The sequence below is a fragment of the Streptomyces actuosus genome (assembly GCF_016921115.1).
Classification (GTDB): Bacteria; Actinomycetota; Actinomycetes; order Streptomycetales; family Streptomycetaceae; genus Streptomyces; species Streptomyces actuosus_A.
Window position 1 is genome coordinate 25,122 of the sequence record NZ_JAFFZS010000053.1, and the last position, 8,340, is coordinate 33,461.

At 70.6% G+C, this 8,340-nt stretch carries 10 protein-coding genes and 1 pseudogene; 7 read left to right on the forward strand and 4 right to left on the reverse strand.

Annotation, left to right across the window (positions count from 1 at the left end; genetic code table 11):
- Positions 1–85 precede the first annotated feature (85 nt).
- On the forward strand, positions 86–331 hold the full coding sequence (gene chpE, locus JS756_RS33755) for a chaplin ChpE (protein ID WP_205387088.1): 246 nt from the start codon (positions 86–88) through the stop codon (positions 329–331).
- A 208-nt stretch (positions 332–539) separates the two neighbouring features.
- Positions 540–779 (forward strand): chaplin, encoded by a 240-nt coding sequence (locus tag JS756_RS33760; protein ID WP_205387089.1) that lies wholly within the window; start codon positions 540–542, stop codon positions 777–779.
- 232 nt (positions 780–1,011) lie between these two features.
- Here JS756_RS33760 and JS756_RS33765 read toward each other — a convergent pair whose 3' ends face one another.
- The gene (locus JS756_RS33765) at positions 1,012–1,806 is read right to left on the reverse strand and encodes an Rv1486c family protein (protein ID WP_205387090.1); all 795 of its coding nucleotides are present in this window, start codon (positions 1,804–1,806) and stop codon (positions 1,012–1,014) included.
- 151 nt (positions 1,807–1,957) lie between these two features.
- On the opposite strand from JS756_RS33765, the gene JS756_RS33770 reads away from it, so the two are divergent.
- From JS756_RS33770 to JS756_RS33780, 3 genes are all read left to right on the forward strand, one after another.
- The gene (locus tag JS756_RS33770; protein WP_205387091.1) at positions 1,958–2,749 is read left to right on the forward strand and encodes an ABC transporter ATP-binding protein; all 792 of its coding nucleotides are present in this window, start codon (positions 1,958–1,960) and stop codon (positions 2,747–2,749) included.
- Between the two features lie 94 nt (positions 2,750–2,843).
- Positions 2,844–3,275, forward strand: coding sequence for an NfeD family protein (locus tag JS756_RS33775; RefSeq protein ID WP_205387092.1), 432 nt, complete (start codon positions 2,844–2,846; stop codon positions 3,273–3,275).
- 142 nt (positions 3,276–3,417) lie between these two features.
- Complete coding sequence (locus JS756_RS33780) at positions 3,418–4,368, forward strand: SPFH domain-containing protein (RefSeq protein WP_205387093.1); 951 nt, start codon at positions 3,418–3,420, stop codon at positions 4,366–4,368.
- Positions 4,369–4,482: 114 nt separating this feature from the next.
- Here JS756_RS33780 and JS756_RS33785 read toward each other — a convergent pair whose 3' ends face one another.
- From JS756_RS33785 to JS756_RS33795, 3 genes are all read right to left on the reverse strand, one after another.
- Positions 4,483–4,986 (reverse strand): HNH endonuclease, encoded by a 504-nt coding sequence (locus tag JS756_RS33785; protein WP_205387094.1) that lies wholly within the window; start codon positions 4,984–4,986, stop codon positions 4,483–4,485.
- A gap of 154 nt (positions 4,987–5,140) precedes the next feature.
- Positions 5,141–5,680, reverse strand: a complete 540-nt coding sequence (locus JS756_RS33790; protein WP_205387095.1) for a YbhB/YbcL family Raf kinase inhibitor-like protein — start codon at positions 5,678–5,680, stop codon at positions 5,141–5,143.
- A 75-nt stretch (positions 5,681–5,755) separates the two neighbouring features.
- The gene (locus JS756_RS33795; RefSeq protein ID WP_205387096.1) at positions 5,756–6,538 is read right to left on the reverse strand and encodes a sporulation protein; all 783 of its coding nucleotides are present in this window, start codon (positions 6,536–6,538) and stop codon (positions 5,756–5,758) included.
- A gap of 143 nt (positions 6,539–6,681) precedes the next feature.
- Here JS756_RS33795 and JS756_RS33800 point away from each other — a divergent pair.
- Both JS756_RS33800 and JS756_RS33805 read left to right on the forward strand, forming a co-directional pair.
- Positions 6,682–6,941 (forward strand): annotated as a pseudogene (locus tag JS756_RS33800) (DNA-3-methyladenine glycosylase); the annotation flags it as partial.
- A gap of 12 nt (positions 6,942–6,953) precedes the next feature.
- Positions 6,954–7,565, forward strand: a complete 612-nt coding sequence (locus tag JS756_RS33805; protein WP_205387098.1) for a DNA-3-methyladenine glycosylase — start codon at positions 6,954–6,956, stop codon at positions 7,563–7,565.
- Positions 7,566–8,340 lie beyond the last annotated feature (775 nt).

The window sequence follows — 8,340 nt, forward strand, 5'->3', positions numbered from 1 at the left end:
GGATGGCGCATCCCCGATCGGTACCGGCCGTTCTCCCATGCGTGCCGCGGCGACTGCCGCGGCCATCGCCAGGAGGGGTTGGAAAGTGAAGAACCTGAAGAAGGCAGCGGCTGTGACGATGGTTGCCGGCGGTCTGGTGGCGGCCGGTGCCGGCATGGCCTCCGCCACCGGCGGCTCGCACGCCGACGGTCACGCGGCGGGCTCGCCGGGTGTCCAGTCGGGCAACGTCGTCCAGGCGCCGGTGCACATCCCGGTGAACGTGGTCGGCAACAGCGTCGACGTCATCGGCGTGCTGAACCCGGCGTTCGGCAACCTCGGCGTCAACCACTGACGGCCGGCCCGCGACGGGCTCCGGCCTCCCGGGACCGCCGGGAGGCCGGTCCGCTTGTCGGCCGGTCGTACGGTCACCTGGTCCCCCCCCGATGATCCGAACGGGCGCTTCGCGGTCGACCGGCGTAACCGTTCAGCACCCCTCCGACGTTGATCAGCGCATGACCCGCGGCCGGGTCGGACACGCAAACGCAGGAGGAACGCATCTCATGAACATCGCCAAGAAGGCCGCCGTGGCCGTCGCCGTCGCCGGTGTCGCCGCCGGTGCGTCCGCCGGTGCCGCCGTCGCCGACGCCGGCGCCGCCGGTGCCGCCGTGAAGTCGCCGGGCGTCGGCTCCGGCAACCTCGGCCAGGTTCCGGTGCACATCCCGGTCAACGTCGTCGGCAACACGGTCAACGGCATCGCCGGCCTGAACCCGGCCTTCGGCAACACGGGCGCCAACGACTGACGCGCCCCGTCACGGTCAGGGCCCCTCGAACGGCGACGCCTCGGGGGCCCTTGCATGCCCCGACCGTCCCATGGATGCGGGCAGGCCGCGCGGGGCCCGGTGCCGACCACCGGAACGGGCCGGACCGGCCCACGCGCAAGGTCCCGGGGAGCCCTGCCGAACGCCGCCCCCACCGGCCCGCCACGGACGGCACCGGTCACCGACGGCGCCCCGCGCTGAGCGCGCCCCGCGCTCAGCGCGCCCCGCGCTCCCGCTCCTCCACGACGGAGTTGTACGCCGCCACCCGCGCCCGGCGGGCGATCCGCTCCACCGGCCGCAACGCGCCCTGCCGGGCCGCGATCTCCGAGGCGCTCACGGCGCCCCCGTGACCGTTTCCGGAGGAGGAGGCGAGCGTCACCAGCATCCCCACCCGGCGCGCCAGCTCCAGCACCCGCACCGCCCGCGGCGGATACCCCGGCGCCAGCACCTCCCGCCCCTGCTCGGCCCGGGCCCGGTACGTGTCGATCGCCGCCTGCGCCGCCGGTCCCGACCCGGCCACGTCCAGCCGCGTCAGTTCCTCCGTCGCCTCCCTGAGCGCCTCCGCCAGCTCCCGCTCGGCCTCGGCCAGCGACGGCACGTCGGCCGGCGGCGCCTCCCGCACCGGAAGGCAGCGCCACACCACCTCGGCATGCACGTCGCCGACCGGACCGGCCTCGTGCACCTCGGGCACCAGACCCAGGGCACATCCGTGGCAGACCACCGCCTCCTCGGCGTCCAGCGCCGCCCGGTTGAACTCCGGCGGCCCGCTCAGACCCAGCGGATGACCGGGCGCCGGGAGCGCGATCCGCAAGCCGGTCGCCCCGAGCGCACGCAGTCGTCCCAGCGCCAGCGTGAGCCCGACCGGCGCCGCTTCGCCAGGCAGCCCCTCCACCCGGTGCACCGCGTCCTCGCCCACCACGGCGAGCGCGGCGTCATCCGGCGAGACAAGTCCGGCAATAAGGGCATTTCCCCATGCGGCAAGGCGTCCAGAGCGTGGTTCGAGGTCCATGCCCCCACCCTAAGGACCGGACCGATGGAACTGCCCGGCCGACCGGTGGCGTAGATTTCCTAGAGGGCTGCGCCCACCGGCGCGGCGGACCGAGCCACAGGCGTACGCGACAGCCGAGACCGGCCACACTGCAAGGGGAGACAACGCGCTCATGAGCGATGTTCTGGAGCTTCAGGACGTATCCGTGGTCCGCGAGGGCCGGGCTCTGGTGGACCAGGTCTCCTGGTCGGTCAAGGAGGGCGAGCGCTGGGTCATCCTCGGCCCCAACGGCGCCGGCAAGACCACCCTCCTGAACGTCGCCTCCAGCTACCTCTTCCCCAGCAAGGGCACCGCCACCATCCTCGGCGACACCCTCGGCAAGGTCGACGTCTTCGACCTCCGCCCGCGCATCGGCGTGGCCGGCATCGCCATGGCCGAGAAGCTGCCCAAGCGGCAGACCGTCCTGGAGACCGTGCTCACCGCCGCGTACGGCATGACCGCCACCTGGCACGAGGACTACGACGAGGTCGATGAGCAGCGCGCCCGCGCCTTCCTCGACCGCCTCGGCATGAGCGACTTCGTCGACCGCCGGTTCGGCACCCTGTCCGAGGGCGAGCGCAAGCGCACCCTCATCGCCCGCGCCCTGATGACCGACCCGGAGCTGCTGCTCCTCGACGAGCCCGCCGCCGGCCTCGACCTCGGCGGCCGCGAGGACCTCGTGCGCCGCCTCGGCCGCCTGGCCCGCGACCCCATCGCCCCCTCCATGATCATGGTCACCCACCATGTCGAGGAGATCCCCCCGGGCTTCACCCACGTCCTCATGATCCGCCAGGGCAAGGTCCTCACCGCCGGCCCCCTGGAACTCGAACTCACCTCCCGCAACCTGTCCCTCTGCTTCGGCCTCCCGCTCGTCGTCGAGCAGATGGGCGACCGCTGGACCGCACAGGGCCTGCCGCTGTCCTGAGCAACGCCCCAACACCCGGGAACCGAGGGCCGACCGGCCCCCGATCGCATCGGCGCCCTGTCGGCGGCGGCACCCGCGGCCCTACCATGGCCGTGTGAACGACATCGACGCATGGGTGTGGTGGCTCGTCGGCGCCGCAGCGCTGGGGATCCCGCTCGTGGTGACCGCGATGCCCGAATTCGGCATGCTGGCCGTCGGGGCCATCGCCGCCGCTGTCGTCGCCGCCCTCGGCTTCGACGCCGTCGCCCAGGTGCTCGCCTTCCTCATCGTCTCGGTAGCCCTCATCGTCGTCGTGCGGCCCATCGCGGCCCGGCACCGGCACCAGCGGCCCGAACTCGCCAGTGGGGTGGACGCCCTGAAGGGCAGACAGGCCGTCGTTCTGGAGCGCGTGGACGGCTCCGGCGGCCGGATCAAGCTCGCCGGAGAGGTCTGGTCGGCGCGTGCCCTCGACGCCGGCAGCACCTACGAGGTGGGTCAGGAAGTGGACGTCGTGGACATCGAGGGGGCCACGGCGATCGTCCTGTGAGCTCGCGGGACGTTCCCCGAGCCGAAGTGCACCGAACACCCCACGAGCCGTACGACGGTCTGTCAGACTCGACCAGCAAGATCTTCGACGAGCACAAGATCTTCCAAGAGCACCGAGGCGGAGAAGGGCACGGGGAGCAACGATGGAACCGGTCATCATCGTATTGATCATTCTGGTGGTGTTGGTCTTCATCGCCCTGATCAAGACCATCCAGGTCATCCCTCAGGCCAGTGCGGCCATCGTGGAGCGCTTCGGCCGCTACACACGGACCCTCAACGCGGGCCTCAACATAGTCGTCCCGTTCATCGACACCATCCGCAACCGCATCGACCTGCGTGAACAGGTCGTGCCGTTCCCGCCGCAGCCGGTGATCACCCAGGACAACCTGGTCGTCAACATCGACACGGTCATCTACTACCAGGTCACCGACGCCCGCGCGGCCACCTACGAGGTCGCCAGCTACATCCAGGCCATCGAGCAGCTGACGGTCACCACGCTGCGCAACATCATCGGCGGCATGGACCTGGAACGCACCCTGACCTCCCGTGAGGAGATCAACGCCGCCCTGCGCGGCGTCCTCGACGAGGCCACCGGCAAGTGGGGCATCCGCGTCAACCGCGTCGAACTGAAGGCCATCGAACCGCCCACGTCCATCCAGGACTCGATGGAGAAGCAGATGCGCGCCGACCGGGACAAGCGCGCCGCGATCCTCCAGGCCGAAGGTGTCCGGCAGTCGGAGATCCTGCGCGCCGAGGGCGAGAAGCAGTCCCAGATCCTGCGGGCCGAGGGCGAGGCCAAGGCCGCCGCCCTGCGCGCCGAGGGCGAGGCCCAGGCCGTCCGCACGGTCTTCGAGGCCATCCACGCCGGCGACCCGGACCAGAAGCTGCTGTCCTACCAGTACCTGCAGATGCTCCCGAAGATCGCCGAGGGCGACGCCAACAAGCTCTGGATCGTCCCCAGCGAGATAGGCGACGCCCTCAAGGGCCTGTCCGGCGCCGTCGGCAACCTCGGGGTCATGGGCGGCGGTTCGGGCGGCGGATCCACCGGTGGCGGCTCGGGCGCGGACCGCCGCGAGAAGCCGTCCCTCGACTGACCGAACCCGACGGCACAGGTTCCCCGCGCCCTCCACGACGAGGGGCGCGGGGACGCGCGTGCAGGGCGGGCGCAAGCACCGTCCACCCGCCGCAGCAGGCCCGGCGGCACGGCGTCAGGCCGCGTGCCCCGTCAACCACTCGGGCAGCACGGCGAGATCCTCGCCCAGCGCCAGTAGCATCGCGTCCGCGGGCGTCGGCTCGAACGGCTCCCTGAGGAGCGGCATACCCGCCTGCTCCGGCGTACGGTCCGCCTTGCGGTGGTTGTCCTCCGCGCAGGAGGCCACCGTGTTCAGCCAGGTGTCCCGGCCGCCCCGCGAACGCGGCACCACGTGATCGACGGTCGTCGCCCGCCGGCCGCAGTACGCGCACCGGTGCCGGTCCCGCACCAGTACCCCACGCCTCGACCACGGAGCCTGTCTTCGGAAGGGCACCCGCACGTATCGGCAGAGCCGGATCACCCGGGGCGCCGGTATGTCGACCGCGGCGCCTCGCATCCGCAGCTCGGGGTGGGTCTGTTCGACGACAGCCTTGGCCTGCAGCACCAGAACGACGGCTCGGTTCATGGTCACCGTCGACAGCGGCTCGAAGCTCGCGTTCAGCACCAGCGTGTCCCGCATACCAGCCCACCTCCCGTGCACACCTGCCCACCCCCCGGCGGGCCGGGATCAACTCTGGACGGGCACGCCGCGATGGACAACGCAATAAAAATGCCCGCCTCCGATCACTTCCAAGACCGGAGGCGGGCAAACGTCCCGTGAACGCTGGGCTGCGTCAGCCCCGCTGGGGGTTCTCGTACTCGCCGATCAGCTGGGCGCGCGCGAGGGTGTGGAACCGCAGGTTGAACCCGACGGCGGCCGGCGACGCGTCGGCGTCCGGACCGAGCTTCTCCTGGTCCACGGCGTACACGGTGAACACGTAGCGGTGCGGGCCGTCCCCGGGGGGCGGCGCGGCCCCGCCGAAGTCCCGGCTGCCGTAGTCGTTGCGCGCGTGTGTCGCCCCCTGCGGCAGCCCCTCGAACTTCCCGCCGCCCGCACCCGCCGGCAGCTCCGTCACCGAGGCCGGGATGTCGAACAGCACCCAGTGCCAGAACCCGCTGCCCGTCGGGGCGTCCGGGTCATAGCAGGTCACGGCGAAGCTCTTGGTCTCCGACGGGAACCCCTCCCACCGCAGCTGCGGCGACGTGTTCCCCTCCGCGTGGACCTGGTCGCCCTTGAGCGTCCCGCCGTCCCGGACGTCCTCGCTCGTGACCGTGAACGACGGCACGGGCGGGTGGAAGTCGTGGGGCAGCGGCCGCCTCTTGAGCTCGGTCACCTCGGTACCTCCTGATCGGTTCCTGGGGGTGATTCCGGGAGCAGCGGAATCACCGACGAGCCTAGTGCCGCGGCACTAGAACCAGTTGCGCTTGCCGCCGACCTCCGACAGCCACTGGTTGAGGTAGCCCGCCCAGTCGGTGCCCTGCCAGTCGTGGAGCCCCACCTGGAACGTGCGGTAGGTGTCGCTGCCCTCGCTGAACAGACCAGGCTTCTTGTCCATTTCGAGGACGACGTCCATGGCGTGCTCGTCGGCCACGAAGCTCAACTCGACCTCGTTCAGCCCGCGGTACTGCGACGGCGCGTAGAACTCGATCTCCTGGTAGAACGGCAGCCGCTGCCGGGTCCCCCGGATGTGGCCCCGCTCCATGTCCGCGCTCTTGAAGCGGAAGCCCAGCTGGATGAACGCGTCCAGGATCGCCTTCTGCGCCGGCAGCGGATGCACGTTGATCGGGTCGAGGTCGCCGGAGTCCACCGCGCGCGCGATCGCCAGTTCGGTGGTCACACCGATGTGCATCCCGCGCAGCGCCTGCCCGTCGATCATGGTGACCGGCGTCTCCCAGGGGATCTCCAGCCCGAACGGAACGGCGTGCACCGCGTTCGCCTGCAGCTCGAAGGCACCGCCGAGCCGCACCTTGGTGAACTCGATGTCCTGCTTGTACTCGGAGTCGGCACCCTCCACCTCGACCCGTGCCTGCAGGCCGACGGACAGACCCTCGATCTCCTGGTTGACGGTCCCGCCCTGGATCCGCACCTCGCCCTGGACGACACCGCCGGGCACGACGTTGACCTCGGTCAGCACCGTCTCCACCGAAGCCCCGCCGGCACCCAGACTTGCGAGCAGCTTCTTGAACGCCATGACTCTCCTCTGTACCTCTTCGTGCGTCCTTGATCCCTACAAACGCGATCCGACCGCAACCGGTTCCGCGCCCTCACCCTGACAAGGGGCACAGTTCCTGACCACCCCGCGGCGCGACCCCGTCTGCACTACCCTCGGACGGCGTGATCGCGACCCATGACCGTACGCCCCTCGCACGGGAGTTCCTCGACCGGCCCGTCCTGCAGGCCGTCCCCGATCTCCTCAGCCGTCTCCCGGTGGGAACCACCCCGGAGGGTCCGATGGCCCTGCGCCGTACGGAGGTGGCGGCCCACGACGGCCTGGGCGACCCAGGCTCCCACGCCTGTCGCGGACGCACGCCCCGCAACGGCGTGACGATCGGCCCGCCCGGACGCGTGTACGTCTACTTCACCTACGGCATGCCAAGTCGGTCGGCATGAACGTCGGGCATCTCGCTCACTCCGCCGAAGAGGTCGCACCCAAGCTCCTCGGCGCCACTCTCACCCATGCGACACCCGAGGGAACCGTGAGCATCACCATCACGGAGACCGAGGCGTACTCCGGTGCGGCCGACCCCGCTTCCCACGCCTACCGGGGCAGGACACCCCGCAACGCCGTCATGTTCGGACCCGCAGGACACCTGTACGTCTACCGGTCCCACGGTCTCCACTGGTGCGCCAACATCGTCACCGGGACAGACGGCATCGCCTCGGCCGTCCTCCTACGAGCCGGCAGGGTCATCGAGGGGGAGGACCTGGCACGCGAGCGGCGCGGGGACAAGGTCGAGGGTCCGCGTCTCGCACGCGGGCCGGGCAACCTCTGCCGAGCGCTCGGCATCACGGCAGAGCACAACGGCACGGACCTGTTGACCGGCGCCTCGGTCGTGCTGTCCGACGGTGAGTCCGTACCCACCGCACTCATCCGGGTCGGTCCTCGGGTAGGCGTGAGCAGAGCCCATGACCGGCAGCACCGCTTCTATCTCGCCGGTGATCCGACGGTCTCGGCGTACCGGCTGAGCCCGAGAGCCAAGCCGTCGGCCGGAGCCTGAGCCGCTGCGCGCGGGCGGGATCGTCGAGGACACCGCCTGCCCGGACCGCAGAACTCTCGGCCGGAAACAGCGAGGAGCCCGCCAAAGTCCCGCGCGGCCGGCGACGGCCCTGGACGCGGACCGGGAACACGGCGGAACCGGCACGTCCACCACCGGTGAGACCCCCACAGGGTGCCGAGGACGCCGAGGGCACTCCTGCTCGTGCCCGCCGACCGGGTACGTGGCGCTCCGCGCAGCGGAGTGTCCGAGGGGTGAGGCGTCCACCTGTGACGATTCCGGTCGGCCGACGAGCCGACGGTGGCCTCGTGCGGGCCCGTGTCCCGAGGCGGCGCCGCTGAAGTTGACGCGTGCCGGGAAGGTGCGTAACGTAGCCCGAGCCGCTGAACCGGGTACGGCGATCGCCAGCAGCCGGAGCGGCCAACCCACTACCAACTCACTCCCCTGCAACGGGAACAGTTCAGGCGTGTCCGCATGCCCTGAATTCGAGACCGCGGGGCCGATTATGAATCGGCCCGGGGAATGGGCTAGCGTAGTGAATGTCGAAAGGCCGACGGGCGAAATCCCGAAAGCCCATGACACCTCCCGCCGACTGGGAATCGGACGCCGAAAGGATCTGATAGAGTCGGAATCGCCGGAAAGGGAAACGCAAGAGCGGGAACCTGGAAAGCACCGAGGAAATCGGGTCGGAAAGATCTGATAGAGTCGGAGACACCGAAGGGAAGCGCCCGGAGGAAAGCCCGAGAGGGTGAGTACGAAGGAAGCGTCCGTTCCTTGA